This is a genomic window from Kribbella sp. NPDC026611 (assembly GCF_040638345.1).
In the GTDB taxonomy this organism is placed as follows: domain Bacteria; phylum Actinomycetota; class Actinomycetes; order Propionibacteriales; family Kribbellaceae; genus Kribbella.
This window is the reverse complement of record NZ_JBEZYC010000004.1, coordinates 164,783-184,072: the sequence shown is the minus strand read 5'-3', so window position 1 is coordinate 184,072 and position 19,290 is coordinate 164,783. Positions and strand designations below refer to the sequence as shown.

At 68.2% G+C, this 19,290-nt stretch carries 14 protein-coding genes and 1 tRNA gene; 2 read left to right on the top strand and 13 right to left on the bottom strand.

The window, feature by feature from the left end; all coding sequences use genetic code 11:
- Positions 1-28 precede the first annotated feature (28 nt).
- Positions 29-448, top strand: coding sequence for a hotdog fold thioesterase (locus AB0E69_RS17970; RefSeq protein ID WP_360146460.1), 420 nt, complete (start codon positions 29-31; stop codon positions 446-448).
- On the opposite strand, the gene AB0E69_RS17965 is transcribed toward AB0E69_RS17970, so the two are convergent.
- Complete coding sequence (locus AB0E69_RS17965) at positions 411-1,010, bottom strand: GNAT family N-acetyltransferase (RefSeq protein WP_360146457.1); 600 nt, start codon at positions 1,008-1,010, stop codon at positions 411-413. The two genes, AB0E69_RS17970 and AB0E69_RS17965, sit on opposite strands and share 38 nt — an antisense overlap.
- A gap of 114 nt (positions 1,011-1,124) precedes the next feature.
- Here AB0E69_RS17965 and AB0E69_RS17960 point away from each other — a divergent pair, with 114 nt between their 5' ends.
- Positions 1,125-1,865 carry a DUF554 domain-containing protein gene (locus tag AB0E69_RS17960; RefSeq protein WP_360146454.1) on the top strand — a complete coding sequence of 247 codons (741 nt, stop codon included), beginning with the start codon at positions 1,125-1,127 and terminating at the stop codon, positions 1,863-1,865.
- A gap of 16 nt (positions 1,866-1,881) precedes the next feature.
- Here AB0E69_RS17960 and AB0E69_RS17955 read toward each other — a convergent pair whose 3' ends face one another.
- The 12 genes from AB0E69_RS17955 to gltB form a co-directional block, all read right to left on the bottom strand.
- Complete coding sequence (locus AB0E69_RS17955; RefSeq protein WP_360146451.1) at positions 1,882-2,598, bottom strand: ABC transporter ATP-binding protein; 717 nt, start codon at positions 2,596-2,598, stop codon at positions 1,882-1,884.
- A complete protein-coding gene (locus tag AB0E69_RS17950; RefSeq protein ID WP_360146448.1) occupies positions 2,595-3,566 on the bottom strand; it encodes an ABC transporter ATP-binding protein in 972 nt (323 codons plus the stop codon). Before AB0E69_RS17950 ends, AB0E69_RS17955 begins: the two co-directional genes overlap by 4 nt.
- Positions 3,563-5,278 carry a branched-chain amino acid ABC transporter permease gene (locus AB0E69_RS17945; protein WP_360146445.1) on the bottom strand — a complete coding sequence of 572 codons (1,716 nt, stop codon included), beginning with the start codon at positions 5,276-5,278 and terminating at the stop codon, positions 3,563-3,565. Before AB0E69_RS17945 ends, AB0E69_RS17950 begins: the two co-directional genes overlap by 4 nt.
- Positions 5,275-6,612 (bottom strand): branched-chain amino acid ABC transporter permease, encoded by a 1,338-nt coding sequence (locus AB0E69_RS17940; protein ID WP_360146442.1) that lies wholly within the window; start codon positions 6,610-6,612, stop codon positions 5,275-5,277. Before AB0E69_RS17940 ends, AB0E69_RS17945 begins: the two co-directional genes overlap by 4 nt.
- An 84-nt stretch (positions 6,613-6,696) precedes the next feature.
- A complete protein-coding gene (locus AB0E69_RS17935) occupies positions 6,697-7,938 on the bottom strand; it encodes a branched-chain amino acid ABC transporter substrate-binding protein (protein ID WP_360146439.1) in 1,242 nt (413 codons plus the stop codon).
- A gap of 182 nt (positions 7,939-8,120) precedes the next feature.
- A complete protein-coding gene (locus AB0E69_RS17930) occupies positions 8,121-8,702 on the bottom strand; it encodes a response regulator (RefSeq protein ID WP_360146436.1) in 582 nt (193 codons plus the stop codon).
- Positions 8,703-8,727: 25 nt separating this feature from the next.
- Positions 8,728-9,492 carry a transcriptional regulator gene (locus tag AB0E69_RS17925; RefSeq protein ID WP_360146433.1) on the bottom strand — a complete coding sequence of 255 codons (765 nt, stop codon included), beginning with the start codon at positions 9,490-9,492 and terminating at the stop codon, positions 8,728-8,730.
- A 32-nt stretch (positions 9,493-9,524) separates the two neighbouring features.
- Positions 9,525-9,609, bottom strand: a tRNA-Leu gene (locus AB0E69_RS17920).
- 414 nt (positions 9,610-10,023) lie between these two features.
- Entirely contained in the window at positions 10,024-11,475 is a 1,452-nt protein-coding gene (gene pyk / locus AB0E69_RS17915; protein WP_360146430.1) for a pyruvate kinase, read from the bottom strand.
- A gap of 100 nt (positions 11,476-11,575) precedes the next feature.
- Positions 11,576-13,126 (bottom strand): metallophosphoesterase, encoded by a 1,551-nt coding sequence (locus AB0E69_RS17910; RefSeq protein ID WP_360146427.1) that lies wholly within the window; start codon positions 13,124-13,126, stop codon positions 11,576-11,578.
- Between the two features lie 57 nt (positions 13,127-13,183).
- Complete coding sequence (locus AB0E69_RS17905) at positions 13,184-14,650, bottom strand: glutamate synthase subunit beta (RefSeq protein WP_360146424.1); 1,467 nt, start codon at positions 14,648-14,650, stop codon at positions 13,184-13,186.
- Positions 14,650-19,188: a glutamate synthase large subunit gene (gltB, locus tag AB0E69_RS17900; protein ID WP_360146421.1), complete on the bottom strand. Its 4,539-nt coding sequence runs from the start codon at positions 19,186-19,188 to the stop codon at positions 14,650-14,652. Before gltB ends, AB0E69_RS17905 begins: the two co-directional genes overlap by 1 nt.
- Positions 19,189-19,290: the final 102 nt, after the last annotated feature.

The following is a 19,290-nucleotide window of genomic DNA, read 5'->3' as shown; positions in this document are numbered from 1 at the left end:
CCACGGACAGTTCTGACACACTGCTTCCGTGACAGATGAAACGAACCTCGGACCCGGTATGACCATGGAGGGCACGCTCCTCCAGCTGATGGGAATCGTTGTCAGCGAAGCTGCACCGGAGCGCGTGGTCGCGACGATGCCGGTCAAGGGCAACACCCAGCCCTACGGCCTCCTGCACGGCGGCGCGTCCTGCGTCCTGGCCGAGAGCCTCGGCTCGATCGGCTCGGCCATGCACGCGGCGCAGTACGGCAAGGTCGCGGTCGGCGTCGACATCAACGCCACCCACCACCGCGCGGTCCGCGACGGCACGGTCACCGGCGTCGCGACGCCGATCTACCTCGGCCGTACGACGACGTCGTACGAGGTCGTCATCACCGACGACCGGGACAAGCGCGTCTGCACCGCCCGCATCACTTGCCAGCTGATCCAGGCTCCACCTGGGAGCTGAGCGCGTGCGCGCGCCGGGCCACGGCCGACCGGCGCGACGAGAGCAGGGCCAGCAGGTTCGGCGCGTGCTCGGCGGCCAGCCGCCGGCGCACGGTGTGCGTGTTCGCGAACCGCAGTACGCCGGCCTGCCCCAGCCCGAGCCGGGCCAGGAACCGGTTCGCCTCGCGGGCGATCGCGGGCGCCACCACGGCCAGGTGGGCGCAGCACTCGTGCTCGGCCCACGCGACCGCCTCGGCGATCAGCGCCTTGCCCAGGCCGTGCCGGCGGGCGGCGTCGCTGACGTGCAGGTACTCGACGGTGATCGTCGCGTCGTCGTGCAGCGGCGTGATCGCGGTCCGGCGCAGGTACGCCATGCCGTGCACCTCGCCGTCCAGCTCGCCGACCAGCAGCCGGCCGAACGGATCGTCCAGATGCTTGCTGACGGCAACCTCGACCGCGGCGGCCGACGGCGGCGCCGGCAACCGGGACGGCAACCCGGCGCCCAGGGTGGTGAACTCGCGCCACAGTGCGACCAAGGCACCGGCATCACCCTGCCGGGCGTCCCTCACCTCGATGGCTGCCACCACAGCGACCTCCTGGTCCGGTCCACCCCCGAGGTGAACAGACGGGCCGATACGCTCGTCCTCGCGCAACAGTAGGCCCTTGGGGGTCACATGCAAAGCTGAGCGGAGTCCCCTGTGTTCATCGGAATCGGGACCGTCGTGAATGTCGCGACGGTGCTCGTCGGATCGGTACTCGGCGTACTCGTCGGACACCGGCTCAGTCACCGCACCCGGGAACTGGTCACGGACGCGATCGGCCTGGTCACGCTGCTGATCGCGATCTCCGCGGCGCTCACCGTCGGCGACCACGCGCTCAAGGATGCGGTCGGCGACAGCGCTCCGGTGCTGATCGTGCTGGGCGCGATGCTGCTCGGCGGGATCGCCGGATCGCTGCTGCACATCGAGGAGCGGTTGGAGGGGTTCGGCGCGTGGATGCAGCACCGCTTCGACCGCGGCGAGGGCGAAGGCAAGTTCGTCGAGGGCTTCGTGTCCGCGTCGATGGTGTTCTGCGTCGGCCCGTTGACGTTCCTCGGCGCGCTCTCCGACGGCCTCGGCCGGGGCGCGGACCAGCTGTTCCTGAAGGCGGTCCTGGACGACTTCACGTCCATCGCCTTCGCCGCATCGTTCGGCTGGGGCGTAGCAGCCTCAGCCCTGGTGGTCCTCGTCGTACAGGGCCTGATGACCGCTGTCGGCGCAGTACTGGGCGATGTACTGCCGGATGCCCACGTGACTGCCCTCGGCGCCACCGGAGGCGTGATGCTCATCGGTGTCGCGTTGAGATTGCTGAAGCTGAAGCAAGTTGCGGTCGCGGACCTGCTGCCCGCGTTGATCGTGGCGCCGCTGCTGGTTCAGTTGCTCGTTGTCATCCGCAACTGAACCAGCAGCGTGCAGCTCAGTCCTCGCCGAGGTACGCCTTCCGCACCTCGTCGTTGACCAGCAGGTCGCGGCCGGAACCGGACAGCACGATCTGCCCGACCTCCAGCACGTAGCCGAAGTCGGCCCGCTTCAGCGCCGCCTGCGCGTTCTGCTCCACCAGCAGGATCGTCGTCCCCTGCCGCTGCAGCTCGGTCACCGTCGACATGATCCGCTTCATCATGATCGGCGACAGACCCATCGACGGCTCATCCAGCATCAGCAGCTTCGGCCGGCTCATCATCGCCCGGCCCATCGCCAGCATCTGCTGCTCACCGCCGGAGAACGTGCCGGCCGGCTGCTTGCGCCGCTCCCCAAGGATCGGGAACAGGTCGTACGCCGCGTCCAGGTCGGTCCGGACCCCGGCCGCGTCGTTGCGCGAGAACGCGCCCAGCATCAGGTTCTCCTCGACCGACAGCCGGGGGAAGATCCGCCGGCCCTCGGGCGAGTGCGCCAGCCCGCGCGCGACGATGTCGTGCGCGGCGACGTGGTCGATCCGCTCGCCCTGGAACCAGATCTCGCCCGCGTTCGGCCGGAGCAGGCCGGAGATCGTCTTCAGCGTGGTGGTCTTGCCGGCGCCGTTGGTGCCGATCAGCGACACCACCTGCCCCTGCTCCACGCTGAAGCTGATCCGCTTCACGGCCAGGATCTTGCCGTAGGCAACTTCGAGGTCCTTGACCTCGAGCATTGCGCTCATGGGCGACCCTCCTCTTCGGCGACCGTCGTGTCCTGGACGTGCGCGTCCTGGACGTCGACGTCCTCCTCGTCGTCCTCACCGGTGCCGATGTAGGCCTCGATCACCCGCGGGTCGGACTGCACCTCGGCCGGCGAGCCCTCGATCAGCGCCTGCCCCTGGACCAGGCAGAGCACCCGGTCGCAGAGGTTGAAGATGAACCGCATGTCGTGCTCGATCACGACCACCGACAGGCCCGAGTCCCGGATCTTGAAGATCAGGTCACTGGCCTGGCGGGTCTCCTGCGGGTTCATACCGGCCGTCGGCTCGTCCAGCAGGATGAGCTTCGGGTCGGTGGCCAGCGCGCGGGCGATCTCGAGCCGCCGCTGGTCGCCGTACGGCATGTTCCGGGCCAGGTGGTCGGTCGAGCGGCCGAGGCCGACGAACGCCAGCAGCTCCTGCGCCCGGGCCCGGGTCGCGGCCTCCTCGCGGCGGAACTTCGGCCCGCGCAGTACGGACGTGAGCGCACCGGAGCTGGTTCGGCTGTACCGCCCGACCATCACGTTCTCCAGCGCGGTCATGTTGCCGAACAGCCGGATGTTCTGGAACGTCCGGGCCATCCCGGCGCGGACCACCGCGCGCGGCTTCGGCGGCAACGGCGACAGCGCCGCGACCTCCTGCACCGCGACGGCCGGTGGCCTCGGCACCTGGTTCTTCCGCCCCGGCCGCGGCACCTTCGGCGCCTTGCGGGGCGTCCCGGCGAACCGCACCTGGCCACTGGTCGGCCGGTACAGCCCGGTCAGGCAGTTGAAGAACGTGGTCTTACCGGCGCCGTTCGGGCCGATCAGACCGACGATCTCGCCTTCCCGTACGGTCAGGTCGACCTTGTTGACGGCCAGCAGACCGCCGAACCGCATGGTCACACCGGTTGCCTCGAGCACCGGGTTTCCGACCTGACGAGTCTGGCCGGGCACTGGCTGGGTGACGGTCATCTGGCCTCCTCCACCATCAGATGCTCTTCCTCGACGGCTTCGGCCAGGCCTTCGTCCTCTTCGTGGAACTCCAGCTGCCTTCGTCTGCTCGCGACCAGGCCCTCCGGCCGGAACCGCATCATCAGCACCAGCAGCAGACCGAACAGCAGCAGCCGGTACTCCGAGAAGAACCGCAGCTTCTCCGGCAGCAGCTTCAGGATCGTCGCACCGAGCAGCACACCGGCGATGGTGCCCATACCGCCGAGCACGATCGCGGCGAGCAGGAACGCCGATTCCAGGAACTGGTACTGGTCCGGACTGACCGCGGCATCCTGATGCGCCTTGATCGTGCCGGCCAGACCGGCCAGGAACGCACCGACCGCGAACGCGAGCAGCTTCAGGCCGAACACGTTCACGCCCATCGCCTCGGCGGCCTTCTCGTCCTCCCGGATCGCCACCCAGCCGCGCCCGATCCGGCTGTTGTTCAGCCGGGCGAAGACCAGGATGACGCCACCGATCAGGATCAGCAGCAGGAAGTAGTAGTTCGAGAACCGGCCGAGGTCGATCCCGGCGATCGTGTGGTCCTTGCCGAAGTCGAAACCGCCGAGCTTCAGGTCCGGGATCCCCGGGACGCCGTTCGGGCCGTTGGTCAGGTTCGGGCCGTTGTTGCCGTCCAGGTTGCCCATCGAGAACCGGAAGATCTCACCGAAGCCGAGCGTCACGATGGCCAGGTAGTCGCCGGAGACCCGGAGCGTCGGCGTACCGATGATCAGGCCCAGGACGGCGGCCACACAGGCACCGAGCAGCACCACGACCAGGAACGGCGGCTTCCAGCCGACCGTCGCGAACGCCGACTGTGAGAGTACGGCGGCCGTGTACGCACCCGACCCGAGGAACGCGATGTACCCGAGGTCGAGCAGGCCGGCCAGGCCGACCACGATGTTCAGGCCCATCGCGGTGGCGCTGAAGATCAGCACCTGGTTCGCGATCGACATGTTCGCGTCCGACCCGTTCTGGGTGAACGGGAACAGGAACGCCACCGCGAACGCGGCCAGCGTCAGCACCTTCTTGTGCCGCTGCGCGACGTGGCCGATCCACGACATCACGCCGGTCCGGAACAACGCCACCGTGAGTACGGCGACGAAGACCAGACAGAGCACGAACGACCAGGCGTCCTGCAGGCCGAGCGCGTACGCCGCGACGAACAGCACGGCCGCCATCAGCACCGCGATCGAGAGAATCTCGAACCAGCTCGGCAGCTTCGCCTCGCTCAGGTCGCGCAGGTGCCGCAGCGGCAGCATCCAGCCGGACACCGCCAGTACGAGCCCGCCCACGAGCGTCACGTAGGCGCCCGGGTTGACGTTGATCAGGCCGTCGGAGTCGGTCGAGATCGCGATCAGCACCAGGATCATGTACAACGCCAGGCCGGCACCCAGCATCCGGATGCCGAGCGTCGCGTCCAGCCAGGAACCCAGCTTGGTCAGCGGGCCCTTCTCGGCCAGCAGCAGGACCAGCGCCAGTACCGCGACGATGATCGCCAGGATCTGCAGGCCACCGGGGTAGAAGTTGATCGACAGGTCGTTCAGGATCGAGCTGTCGTAGCTCCACGACAGGAACGAGCCCACGAGCGCCAGCACCACACCGGCGATGCCGAGCGGCCAGGCGATCGGCTTGCCCGGCCGGGCCGGAGGTACTTCGGTTGCCTCCGGCACCGGAGTCTTGACATCCGTCATGCTCGGTCCACCACCCTCGCGCCGAGCAGGCCCTGCGGCCTGAAGACCAGTACCAGAATCAGAATGACGAACGCCCAGACGTCCTTCCAGGTGCTGCCACCGAACTGACCTGGGATGTACTGCGTCGCCATCGCCTCGACCAGTCCGAGCACCAGACCACCCACGACCGCGCCGTAGACGTTGCCGATACCACCGAGGACGGCGGCCGTGAACGCCTTCAGACCGGCCAGGAAGCCCATCCGGAAGTCGATGTTGTTGTTCTGCAGACCCTGCGAGACACCCGCGATGGCCGCCAGTACGGCGCCCAGCGCGAACGCGACCACGATGATCCGGTCGACGTTGATGCCCATCAGCCGGGCGGTGTCCGGGTCCTGCGACACGGCCTGCATACCGCGGCCGAGCCGGGTCCGGTTGATGAAGAACCAGAGCAGCACCGCGCACACCAGCAGCGCCGAGACCGTGAAGATCGCCGACCGCTGGATGGTCACGCCACCGACCTGGAACGCCTTGCCCGTGACCACGTCGATCTGCGGGAACGGGATGCGCTGCTTCGCACTCGGCCACTCGAACGGCTTGCCGCTGTGCTCCGGCCTGGTGATCAGCTTCTTGAAGATCACCCAGCCGATCTCGCCGGCCAGCGCGGCCGCGGTCGCCGCGACCGCCACCGCCTGCACGCCGATCGTGGCCTGCGCGCGGTCCTTCAGCATCCGGCCGGCCAGCAGGCCGATCCCGGTGCCGACGACGGCGCCACCGACGATCGCCGCGGCGATCAGTCCGGCGTTCAGATCACGGTCGACCAGCCGCAGGATCGCCCAGAAGAGGACGGCTCCACCGGCTCCGCCGAGCAGCGGGGCCCGGTCGTACCACCTGGAGACCGGGTGGTTCAGGTGCGCATCGGTCCGCCGGGAGCCGACGGCGTACCCGAGACCGATCGCCAGGCCCACGAAGACCAGGACGACCCAGCTCGGACGCTCGTAGAACAACCGGATGAACTCCTGCAGGAACACGGAGATGCCGATCGCGGTGATCAGTGGCGCGAGTCGTGGCGCGTTCCGCAGGGGACGGTACGCGATACGTTCCATCAGCACCGCGGTGCCGACCGACGCGATCATGGCACCGACGATCATCACCGGCAGGATCCAGACGCTGGTGTGACCGTCGAAGAACAACAGGTACGTGGTCAGTGCGCCGAACGCACCGATCATGAAGACCTCGCCGTGGGCGAAGTTGATGAGCTGCACGATGCCGTACACGACGGTGTAACCCACCGCGATCAGGGCGTACAGCGAGCCCAAGGTCAGGCCGTTGACGAGCTGCTGCAAGAACTGGTCCACGTCGACCTCCCATCTGCCTCAGTTATGACACGCCTCGGGGGTGGGAGGATCGCTCCCACCCCCGAGACATGAGGTCGACTCCGCTTACTTTTCTTCGAAGGCCTTGGTCTCGACCGTGGCCCACTGGCCCGCGTCGACCTTGTAGACGGTCAGCACCTTGCTGGTGCTGTCGCCGTACTGGTCGAACGCGACCTTGCCGGTCACGCCGTCGAAGGAGACCTTGCTCATGGCATCGACCGTCGCCTGCCGCGCCGACTCGACGTCCTTGGCGTCCTTCAGCGAGGTCTTCAGCGCGTTGATGATCGCGTTGGCCGCGTCGTAGGAGTAGCCGCCGTACGCCGCGGAGTCCTCCTTGTAGCCTTCCTTCTTGTAGTCCGCGAGGAAGGTCTTGCCGGCGTCGGTCGAGTCGGTCGGGGCACCGACGGACGTCGACAGGTCACCCGTGCTGGTCTTGCCCGCCAGGGTGATGTACTTCGGGTCCTTGATGCCGTCGCCGCCCATCAGCGGGACGTTCAGGCCGGCGGCCTTCATCTGCTGCGAGAGCGGACCGGCCTGCGGGTACTCACCGCCGTAGTAGATCGCCTGCGGCTTCGACGGGCTGATCGCGGAGATCACGGCCGAGTAGTTCGAGTCGTCCGGGTTGATCGTCTGCGCCGCGACGACGGTGCCACCGAGCTTCTTGAACTCCTCGGTGAAGGTGCCGACCAGACCCTGGCCGTAGGCCTTCTTGTCGTGGATCGTGGCGACCTTGGTGATCTTCGCGGTCTCGTACAGGTACCGGGCCGCGAACGGGCCCTGGACCGCGTCGGTGGTGCAGGTACGGAAGTACGTCGGGTACGGCCGCTTCGGAGCGGTCTGCCAGTCGGGACCCTGGGTCAGGCCGGGGCCGGTGTTGGCCGGCGAGACCTGGACGATGTTCTTCGGCGCAAGCACCGGCTGCACCTGCTGGCTGACGCTGGTGTTCAGCGTGCCGACGACGCCGATGACGTCCTTGTCGCCGGCCAGCGCGGTGGCGGCGTTCTTACCGGGGTCCGGCTTGGCCTCGTCGTCCTTCGGCACGACCTCGAGCTTCCAGCCCGGGATGGTGTTGTTGTCGTTGGCCTGCTTCACCGCCAGCTCGACGGAGTGCTGGATACCCAGACCCAGGGCCGACAAGTCTCCGGACAGCGGCGCGATCACGCCGATCTTCGCGGTCTTGGTCGAGCCTCCGGAGCCCCCGCCAGAGTTGTTGCCACTGCGTGAGCCGCAGGCAGTCAGGGCCAACGACGCCACGAGCAGCGTCGCGCCGACCCGTACTACGGAACGCTGGTGCACTGTTCCTCCCATGTCTGGATAGTCCGAGCAGATATCCCGGACTCTCGCGTTTGCCGCGAGCATCCGCAGGTTAGACCTCGGGTGGCTCTTCAGGCGATGTCACGGAGCGTGTGTTGTGAGGTCGTTACAGCGGTAAGCAGCATGGGTATTGGTGATTGCTGTACGTGCGCTCAGGTCAGTGGACGCAGAGTGAGTCAGTCGCTACTGCCCGCCTCGTCAACGACCAACTGCGCGACCTGCCGCATGGAAACTCTTTTGTCCATGGCGGTTTTCTGGATCCATCGGAACGAGTCCGGCTCGGACAGCCCGAACTTCGTCTGCAGCACCGACTTGGCCCGATCCACCAGCTTCCGCGTCTCCAGCCGCTCGGCCAGGTCCGCGACCTCGGCCTCCAGCTCGGCGAGCTCCACGTACCGGGACGCGGCGATCTCGATCGCGGGCAGCAGATCGGCCTTGGAGAACGGTTTCACCAGGTACGCCATCGCGCCGGCGTCCCGCGCCCGCTCGACCAGCTCCCGCTGCGAGAACGCCGTCAGCATCAGCACCGGCGCGATCCGCTCGCCCGCGATCTTCTCGGCCGCACTCAGGCCGTCCAGCTTCGGCATCTTCACATCGAGGATGACCAGATCAGGCCGATGCTCCTCGGCAAGCCGGATAGCCTCCTCGCCGTCCCCCGCCTGCCCCACAACGTCATACCCCTCCTCCGCGAGCATCTCCGCCAGATCCATCCGAATCAAAGCTTCATCCTCAGCGATCACCACACGCTTAGCAGTCACGCCCACACCATATCGACCTCACCCCTTAGCCCCCACGAAGCCGTCCAACGCCTCCAGCTTCCTTCCGGCTGACCGCGATCGCGTTCCGCCGAGGCTGTCGCCACGCGATCCCCAGCAGATCCAGCGCATCGGTGAGAATCTTGCGGATGTCCTCAGACTCGTTGGAGAACATGTACCGCACGTAGAAGTACCGCTTCCCGGTCGCCGGCTTGCTCGCCCAGTTCACGAACCGGCATCCGTCCGAGTGGAACAGCCCCCGCAGCAACTGTTCGGGGTACTTGGCAACTATCTCCAGCTGCCAGTCCCGCAACTCGATCGTCCGCAAGTGCTTCCGCCCAGGACCGTGCTGCGGAAACACACAAGGCCAGTGCTTCCACCGCGCCTCGACCATGATCGCCCCCGGCCGCTTCCGCAGACACGGACTGGCCCCCGGCTTGACCCGCTTGATCGTCTCTGCGATCTCCTGATTCAGCTCGGCGTACCTGGCATCGTTCGCGATCTGCAGCGTGAACACGCCCCGCCGCGCCCGCGCGATCGACCCATCGCCCAGATACCAGCCGAGCAGCAAGGCGTACGCCGCCTCGTCCAACTCGGCCCCGTCACACCGCGGACACGGAGTCGGCTGAAACCCAGTGCCACGCGGCAGCCCCTGCCGCTGGTACAACCGCCGCCACCGCCGGATCGTCTTGATGGCAACGCCATGCTGCGCAGCATTCGCCCGATCACTGAACCCAGCATCCGACATCCGCAACGCCGAGTCGACCGTCTCCTGCGACCTGATGTGCCCCATGCCTCATGCTCTTCCAGAGCACCGACAGTCTGTGCCGGGTGTGGGATTTGAACCCACAAGCCCTTGCGGGCAATGGTGTTTGAGACCATCGCGTTTGCCTAGTTTCGCCAACCCGGCAGGTTGCTGGAGCAACTCTAGCGGCACCGCGCGAGATTCCGCTCATCGGCCCACCACGATCCGGTCCGCAACCAGCAGACGAGCAGTCGAGCTACTCTCCGTCACAGCTGGACCGCCCGGACCACCAAGTCCTACCCGCCCGCCCGCCTCGGGCCCCCTGCTCAAACGGGAAGCTGCCCGCAGTTCTTCAACTGGCATTTGTTCACCCGGCTGGGTGACCGGTCGAGTCCGTCCCAATCACAACCCCTGAGCGCGCGCCTTGAGCCACTCAGCGCTGCGCCCGGGCACCAGCCCAGGCACCTCTCTAAATCTCTTCTTGTTCTTTCTTGTTCTTGTTCTGCATGCGTCGAGGCGGACGGTCTGGTGGCCGTCCGCCTCAACCAATTCTCTAAATCTTATTCTTATCTTGTTTTCTTACGGGTTGGGGCTGCGGTAGGCGGGGGCTATGCCTTCGATGGCGTCGCCCATGCGGTGGACTCTGAGGGCGTTGGTGGAGCCGGGGAGGCTGGGTGGGGAGCCGGCGACGATGACTACCAGGTCGCCCTTTTCGAGTTTGCCGAGTTCGAGGAGGCGCTGGTCTACCTGGCGGACCATCTCGTCGGTGTGCTCGACCGTGGGGACGATGTAGGTCTCGACGCCCCAGGTGACGCTCAGCCAGGAGCTGACGGACGGGACCGGGGTGAAGGCCAGGAGCGGGACCTCGGTGCGATAGCGGGCCAGTCGGAGGGCGGTGTCGCCGGACTGGGTGAACGCGATCAGGTACTTCGCATCCAGTCGCTCAGCAACATCCGCCGCCGCGCGGGCGATGACCCCGCCCTTGGTGCGCGGCTCCCAGTCGATGGAGTGGACGCGGCTCAGGCCCTGCTCTTCCGTCGCCTCCACGATCCGCGCCATCGTCTTGACGGTTTCGATCGGGAAACGGCCGACGCTGGTCTCGCCGGAGAGCATGACCGCGTCGGCGCCGTCGAGTACGGCGTTCGCCACGTCGGACGCCTCCGCACGGGTCGGCCGCGGGGCGGAGATCATCGACTCGAGCATCTGGGTGGCGACGATGACCGGCTTCGCGTTCAGGCGGGCCTGGTCGATGATCAGCTTCTGGACCAGCGGGACGTCCTCGAGCGGAAGCTCCACCCCGAGGTCGCCGCGGGCCACCATGAACCCGTCGAAGGCCTCGATGATCTCGTCCAGGTTGGCGACCGCCTGCGGCTTCTCGATCTTGGCGACGACCGGGAGCCGGAGCCCCTCCTCGTCCATGATCTTGTGCACCAGCTGGATGTCGGCCGCGTCGCGCACGAACGACAGCGCGATCATGTCGGCCGGCAGGTGCAAGGCCCAGCGCAGGTCCTCGGCGTCCTTCTCCGACAGCGCCGGCACGCTCACCGACACACCCGGCAGGTTGATGCCCTTGTGGTTCGACACCGGCCCGCCCACGGTGACCCGGCAGATCACGTCGGTCGCGGTCACCTCCTCGGCGACGAGCGCGATCCGGCCGTCGTCGATGAGCAGCTGGTCGCCCGGCTTCACGTCACCCGGCAGACCGTCGTACGTCGTACCGCAGATGGTCACGTCACCGGGCACCTCGCGGGTGGTGATGGTGAAGCGCTCGCCGTAGGTCAGCGTGGCCTTGCCCTCGGCGAACTCGGCCAGCCGGATCTTCGGGCCCTGCAGGTCCACCAGGATGCCGACGTTCTTACCGGTTTCGGCGGCAGCGGTGCGGATCCGCTGGTAGATGCGCTCATGCTCGGCATGGGCGCCGTGACTCAGGTTCAGCCTGGCGACATCCATACCCGCTTGGACAAGTTCCATGATGCGCTCCGGGGCGGCCGTAGCCGGGCCGAGCGTACAAACGATCTTTGCGCGACGCACGTCACAAAACCCTACTCCTACGAACCACTGCCCCCGCTGGTCCACCCCCCTTACCCGACAGTTAACAGGTGGAAACCATTCGGCACCGGCGGCCGGATCGTCAGGAAGGCAAGGGGGTGTAGGCCCCGACCGTCACGTCACCACCTGGCCCCGCGGTGACCGGCTGCAGGCCGACCGGCTTCCCCTTCTGGTACGTGATGAGGGTGACCTCACCCGGTTTCCGCAACGTGTAGCCGAGCGCGAAGGCGTACGCCGCTCCCCCGGTCGTCCCGTTCGTGTACGTCGTCACCGGCCGCTCCTCCACCACCCGCGTCTCCGGCCCGACCTGGCGGTGCAAATGACCGGACACCAGCAGCGTCGCGCACCCGCGCTCGGCGCTCTCGGCGTACGACGAGGGGTCGTGCACCACCATCGTGGCGATCCGTTTGTCCTCCGGCTGGTCGCATGCGATGTCCGCAAGCCGCTTCGACTGGTGATCGATCGTCTCGTCCCCTGGACTGTCCGCGCTGCCGAGCCCGGTCTTGGTCGGGTCGCTGTCGCCGAAGAACCGGATCCCGGCGACCTCGACCGGCTTGCTGTCGAGCACGGTGAACCCGGCCTTGCGCATGAACTCCTCGACGTGCCCGCCGGCGTCGTGGTTGCCGGCCACCGCGACCACCTTGAGGTCCTTGAAGTGCTGTTTCAGCGAGTTGATGCTGAACGCCTCCCACGACTCCCCCGACGAGGTGTCGTCGCCGGCGTCGATCAAGACTTTCGCCTTGCCCGCCTTGCCGACCGCGGCGGCGAATCCGTCGATACCGATGTTGTCGTGCCGGTCCGACACCAGGATCGCGACCGTTTCCTGCTCGCTCGGCTGGTGGATCTCCGGCGCGACGTCCGCGACCCGGTCCTTCAGCTGCCCGTAGAGCTGGGTGGACTTCTTGTACGTCTCGACCAGCGTCCGGATGATCCCGACCCCGCCCGTGGCCGAGAACCCGGACGCGACCTCGACCTGCTTCAGCCGGTCGTCGAAGGACAGCTCCGGGAGCAGCTTGAACAGTGGCTGCCACTGGGTGGGTGGTACTTCGGCCGGCCGCATCCGCCCGGGTCCGAAGATCGAGGCGATCGTGATCAGCATCGCGACCAGGATCACGATCGAGCGGTGCTCGAACCGCCGCTCGTGCCGGTGCACGAGATGCCAGAGCTCCTGCCGGCGGCGGGTCCCGAGCGCGGTCCAGAGGGTCGCGACCACGACGACCACGAGCAGGCCGGTGCCGGCGCCGGCGACCGCGTTGTCGACCGCCATCTCCTGGATGACCTGCTTGATCCGCCCGATCTCACCGTCGGGCTGGGAGGCGATCAGGGTGTCGCGGGTGAGCAACTCGGTCAGGCTGCTCGCGTCCGTCTCCTGGACGTCGATGTTGACGCCGATCCCGCCGGGCGTGTTGGCCGGGATCCGCAGCCGCGGCAGTACGGCGCCGAGGTCGAGCGTGGCGTGCCCGTCGAACGTCGGCGACATCGTCGCCGCGTGCGCGCCGATCGTGACCCGCTCAGAGTCGTTGACGAACCCGAGCAGCCCGACCACCACCGAGGTCACGACGAAGATCAGGCCAAGCCCGGCCCACGGCGCGATCGCACGGAGCCGAGCTCTGGTCACCAGGCGCGTTGCCACCGTTCCAACCTATCGGGCCGGACTCCCTCGGGCCGCGCAGGCCCGAGGGGAGTCGGCTCAGACAGCGAGCGGCCGGGCCGTCGGCGGAATCGGGGTGGGCAGCCGGGACGAGCCGGTGAGGTGGGTGTCGACGCCGTTGGCGCAGGACCGGCCCTCGGCGATCGCCCAGACGATCAGCGACTGTCCGCGACCGGCGTCACCACAGGCGTACACGCCCTCGACCGACGTCGCGTAGTTGTTGTCCCGCTTCACGTTCCCGCGCTCGTCGAGCTCGACACCGAGCTGCTCGAGGAACCCTTCGCGCTCAGGCCCGAGGAAGCCCATCGCGAGCAGCACGAGCTGCGCCGGGATGGTCCGCTCGGTGCCCTCGACCGGTACGAACCGGCCGTCGTTGAACTCGACCTCGACCAGGTTCAGCCCCGAGACGTTGCCGTGCCCGTCGGCCTCGAAGTTCACCGTCGACACCGAGTAGACCCGGTCGCCGCCCTCCTCGTGCGCGGACGCGACCCGGTAGATCATCGGGTACGTCGGCCACGGCTGGCCCGCCGGCCGGTCCTCGCCGGGCCGCGGCATGATCTCCAGCTGGGTGACGGACCGCGCGCCCTGACGGTGCGCCGTACCCAGGCAGTCGGCGCCGGTGTCACCGCCGCCGATGATGACCACGTCCTTGCCAGTGGCAACGATCTGGTCCGCGACGGCCCGTCCGAGCGAGGCCCGGTTCGATTGCGGCAGGTACTCCATCGCCTGGTGGATGCCGCCGTACTCGCGGCCCGGTACCGGGAGGTCGCGCGCTGCCGTGGCCCCGGTCGCGATCACGACCGCGTCGTACCGCTGCTTGAGCTGGCTGCCGGTCACGTCCACGCCGACGTTCACGCCGGAGCGGAAGACCGTGCCTTCCTCCTTCATCTGCTGGATCCGCCGGTCGAGCTGGAGCTTCTCCATCTTGAACTCGGGGATGCCGTACCGCAGCAGGCCGCCCGGCGCGTCCGCCCGCTCGTAGACCGCGACCGTGTGCCCGGCCCGGGTCAGCTGCTGCGCCGCGGCCAGACCGGCCGGACCGGAACCTACGACCGCGATCGTCTTGCCGGTCAGCCACTCCGGCGGCTGGGGCCGGACGTCGCCGGTCTCCCAGGCCTTGTCGATGATCGCGACCTCGACGTTCTTGATCGTCACCGGGTCCTGGTTGATGCCGAGCACGCAGGCGGTCTCGCACGGTGCCGGGCACAGCCGCCCCGTGAACTCCGGGAAGTTGTTGGTCGCGTGCAGGCGCTCGATCGCGCTGGACCAGTCGTCCCGCCAGACCAGGTCGTTCCACTCCGGGATCAGGTTCCCGAGCGGGCAGCCGTTGTGGCAGAACGGGATACCGCAGTCCATGCAGCGGCCGGCCTGCTTGGTGATGATCGGCAGCAGCGCCTTTCCGGGCCCGCCGGGGTAGACCTCTTTCCAGTCCTGCACCCGCTCCTCGACCGGCCGCCGGTCGGCGACCTGGCGCGGGGTGGTCAGGAATCCCTTGGGGTCAGCCATCAGATGGCCTCCATCATCGCTCGCGTGGTGGCGTCCTCGTCCAGCCCGTCGCGCTCGGCGGCCGCCTTGGCCGCCAGCACCCGGGCGTAGTCGCGGGGCAGCACCGTGGTGAACCTGGTGGCAGCGGCGGGCCAGTCGGCGAGCAACTTGGCCGCCCGTTCCGAACCGGTCTCCTCCTGGTGCCGCCGGACCAGGTCGTGCAACAGCTCGGACTCGTCCTCGGTGAGCGGGAGCAGGTCCACCAGCTCCGGGTTCACCAGGGCACGGTCCAGGTCGAGCACGTGGGCCACGCCGCCCGACATGCCCGCCGCGAAGTTCCGGCCGACGGCGCCGAGTACGACGACGCGCCCACCGGTCATGTACTCGCAGCCGTGATCGCCGACCGACTCGACCACCGCGGTGGCGCCGGAGTTCCGGACGCAGAACCGCTGGCCGACGCCGCCGCTGATGAACAGCTCACCAGAGGTGGCGCCGTACGCGATCACGTTGCCGGCGATGATCTGGTCGGCCGCGTCGAACCGGGCTCGGCGGTCCGGCCGGATCACGATCCGGCCGCCGGACAGGCCCTTGCCGACGTAGTCGTTGGCGTCACCCTCGAGCCGCAGGGTGACTCCGCGCGGGACGAAGGCGGCGAACGAGTTGCCGGCCGACCCGGTGAAGGTCAGGTCGATCGTGCCGTCAGCGAGACCGGCGGCCTTGTACCGCTTGGTGATCTCGTGACCGAGCATGGTGCCGACGGTCCGGTTCACGTTCCGGATCGCGAGCTGGGCCCGGACCGGCTCGCCGTTGTCCAGCGCCGGGGCGCAGATCCGGATCAGCTCGTTGTCGAGCGCCTTGTCCAGGCCGTGGTTCTGCTCGACGGTCCGGTGCAGCGAGGCGCCCTCGGGCAGCGCCGGCACGTGCAGGATCGGCGACAGGTCGAGCCCGTCGGCCTTCCAGTGGTCGACCGCGCGCTGGATGTCGAGGACCTCGGCGTGGCCGATCGCCTCGTTCAGGGTCCGGAAGCCGAGCTCGGCCAGGTACTCGCGGACCTCCTCGGCGATGAACTCGAAGAAGTTCACCACGAACTCGGGCTTGCCGGAGAACCGCTCGCGGAGCACCGGGTTCTGGGTGGCGACGCCGACCGGGCAGGTGTCCAGATGGCAGACCCGCATCATGATGCAGCCCGACACCACCAGCGGCGCGGTTGCGAAACCGTACTCCTCGGCGCCGAGGAGGGCCGCGACGACGACGTCCCGGCCGGTCTTCAGCTGGCCGTCGGTCTGGACCACGATCCGGTCCCGCAACCCGTTCAGCAGCAGGGTCTGCTGGGTCTCGGCCAGGCCGAGCTCCCACGGGCCGCCGGCGTGCTTGAGCGAGGTCAGCGGCGCCGCACCGGTACCACCGTCGTGGCCGGAGATCAGTACGACGTCCGCGTGCGCCTTGGAGACACCGGCGGCGATCGTGCCGACGCCGACCTCGGAGACCAGCTTCACGTGGATCCGCGCCTGCGGGTTCGCGTTCTTCAGGTCGTGGATCAGCTGCGCCAGGTCCTCGATCGAGTAGATGTCGTGGTGCGGCGGCGGCGAGATCAGGCCGACGCCGGGCGTCGAGTGCCGCGTGTTCGCGACCCACGGGTACACCTTCGGGCCGGGCAGCTGCCCGCCCTCGCCGGGCTTCGCGCCCTGCGCCATCTTGATCTGGATGTCGTCGGAGTTCGTCAGGTACTCGGCGGTGACGCCGAAGCGCCCGGACGCGACCTGCTTGATCGAGCTCCGCCGGGCCGGGTCGTACAGCCGGTCGGCGTCCTCGCCGCCCTCACCGGTGTTCGACTTGCCGCCGAGCTGGTTCATCGCGATCGCCAGCGTGGTGTGCGCCTCGGCACTGATCGAGCCGTAGCTCATCGCACCGGTCGAGAATCGCTTGACGATCTCGCTGACCGGCTCGACCTCGTCGATCGGGATCGGCTGCCGGTCGCTCTTGAACCCGAACAAACCGCGCAGCGTCATCAGCCGCTCGGACTGCTCGTCGACCTTCGCCGTGTACTGCTTGAAGATGTCGTACCGCCCGGTGCGGGTGCTGTGCTGCAGCCGGAACACCGTGTCCGGGTCGAACAGGTGCGGCTCGCCCTCGCGGCGCCACTGGTACTCGCCGCCGATCTCGAGCTTGCGGTGCGCGGCCAGGATCCCGTCCGCCGGGTACGCGCGCAGGTGCCGGCGCCGTACCTCCTCGGCGATCGCGTCCAGGCCGACGCCGCCGATCCGCGACGACGTACCGGTGAAGTAGATGTCGACCAGGAACGGGGACAGCCCGTTCGCCTCGAAGATCTGGGCGCCGGTGTACGACGCGACCGTCGAGACACCCATCTTCGACATCACCTTGAGCACGCCCTTGCCGAGCGACTTCACCACGTTGCGCACCGCCTGCTCGGGCTCGATCCCCGGCAGGTAGGTGCCCTGACGGCACAGGTCCTCGACGGACTCGAGCGCCAGGTACGGGTTGATCGCGGCGGCGCCGTACCCCATCAGGAGAGCGACGTGGTGCACCTCGCGGACGTCACCGGCCTCGACCACCAGACCGACCTGGGTGCGGGTCTTCTTCCGCACCAGGTGGTGATGCACCGCGGCGGTCAGCAGCAGCGACGGGATCGGCGCGCTGTCGGCGTTCGAGTGCCGGTCGGACAGCACCAGAATGCGGGTGCCGTCCTCGATCGCGGCGCTCGCCTCGGCGCACAGCTCGTCCAGCCGGGACCGCAGCGCCTCGCCGCCGCCCTCCACGTCGTACACGCCGCGGAGCACGGTGGTGGCCAGGCCGGGCATGTCGCCGTCGAGGTTGATGTGCCGGAGCTTGGCCAGTTCGTCGTTGGTGATCACCGGGAACGGGATCACCACCTGACGGCAGGACGACGGGCTCGGGTTCAGCAGGTTGGACTCCGGGCCGAGGCTGGACGACAGCGAGGTCACCAGCTCCTCGCGGATCGCGTCCAGCGGCGGGTTCGTGACCTGGGCGAACAGCTGCGCGAAGTAGTCGAACAGCAGTCGCGGCCGGTCGCTCAGCACCGCGATCGGGGTGTCGGTACCCATCGAGCCGATCGGCTCCGCACCGGACTTCGCCATCGGGGTGAGGATGACCCGCAGCTCCTCCTCGGTGTATCCGAAGACCTGCTGGCGCCGCGTCACCGACGCGTGGCTGTGGACGACGTGCTCGCGCTCGTGCAGGTCCTCGAACCGGATCAGGCCGGCGTGCAGCCACTCGTCGTACGGCTGCTCGGCGGCGAGCGCGTTCTTCACCTCGGCGTCGGTGATGATCCGGTGGGCCTCGACGTCGACCAGGAAGATCCGGCCCGGCTCGAGCCGGCCCTTCTCGGTCACGGTCGCGGGGTCGATGTCGAGGACACCGGCCTCCGACGCGAGGACGACGAGGCCGTCGTCGGTCACCCAGTACCGCGAGGGGCGCAGGCCGTTGCGGTCCAGGACCGCGCCGACCTTCGTACCGTCGGAGAAGACCACCGACGCGGGGCCGTCCCAGGGCTCCATCAGCGTGGAGTGGAACTCGTAGAACGCGCGCCGCTTCGGGTCCATCGTGGTGGCGTTCTCCCACGCCTCCGGGATCATCATCAGCATCGCGTGCGGCAGCGAGCGGCCGCCGAGGTGCAGCAGCTCGAGCACCTCGTCGAAGGACGCGGAGTCGGACGCTCCCGGCGTACAGATCGGGTACAGCTGCTCGAGGTCACCCGGGATCAGGTCGCTGGCGAGCAGTGCCTCGCGGGCGCGCATCCAGTTCCGGTTGCCCTGGACGGTGTTGATCTCACCGTTGTGGGCGATGTACCGGTACGGGTGGGCCAGCGGCCAGGACGGGAACGTGTTCGTCGAGAAGCGGCTGTGCACGACGCCGATCGCCGAGGCGAGGTCGGGGTCGGTCAGCTCGGGGAAGAACTTGTCCAGCTGGTCGGTGGTCAGCATCCCCTTGTAGGTGATGGTCCGGCCGGACAGCGACGGGAAGTAGGTCTCGGTCTCCTTCTCGGCCCGCTTCCGGAGCCGGAACGCCATCCGCTCCAGGGCGAGTCCGAGGACCCGGCCGGACTTCGCGGACACGAACAGCTGCCGGAACGTCGGCATCACCGAGCGCGCGGTCGCGCCGAGCAGGCCGGGGGTGGTCGGAACCTCCCGCCAGCCCAGCACGGTGAGCTGCTCCTCGGCGGCCAGCTCCTCGATCCGTGCGACGGCTTTGGCGGCGTCGTCGGGATCGGCCGGCAGGAACGCGATACCGGTGGCATAGCTGTGCCGCGGCGGCAGCTCGAACTCGCACACCTTGCGGTAGAAGGCGTCCGGGACCTGCAGCAGGATGCCGGCACCGTCACCGGAGTCCGGCTCGGCACCGGAGGCGCCACGGTGCTCGAGATTCCGCAGGGCGGTCAAAGCCTTGGCCACGATGTCGTGGCTCGGTTCACCGGTCAGGGTCGCGACGAAGGCGACACCACAGGCGTCGTGCTCGTGCTGTCCGTCGTAGAGACCCTCAGCGGGCCTCTGCAGCGTTCCGGTGGGGGGGCGACCAAACATTCAGGGGCTCCCGTCGTCCTACGGTCAAATACAACTGGCCGCGGGACAACACTGGCCCAAGCCGGGAGTCCCGAGACTACCTCATGACGCCCACCAAATGGA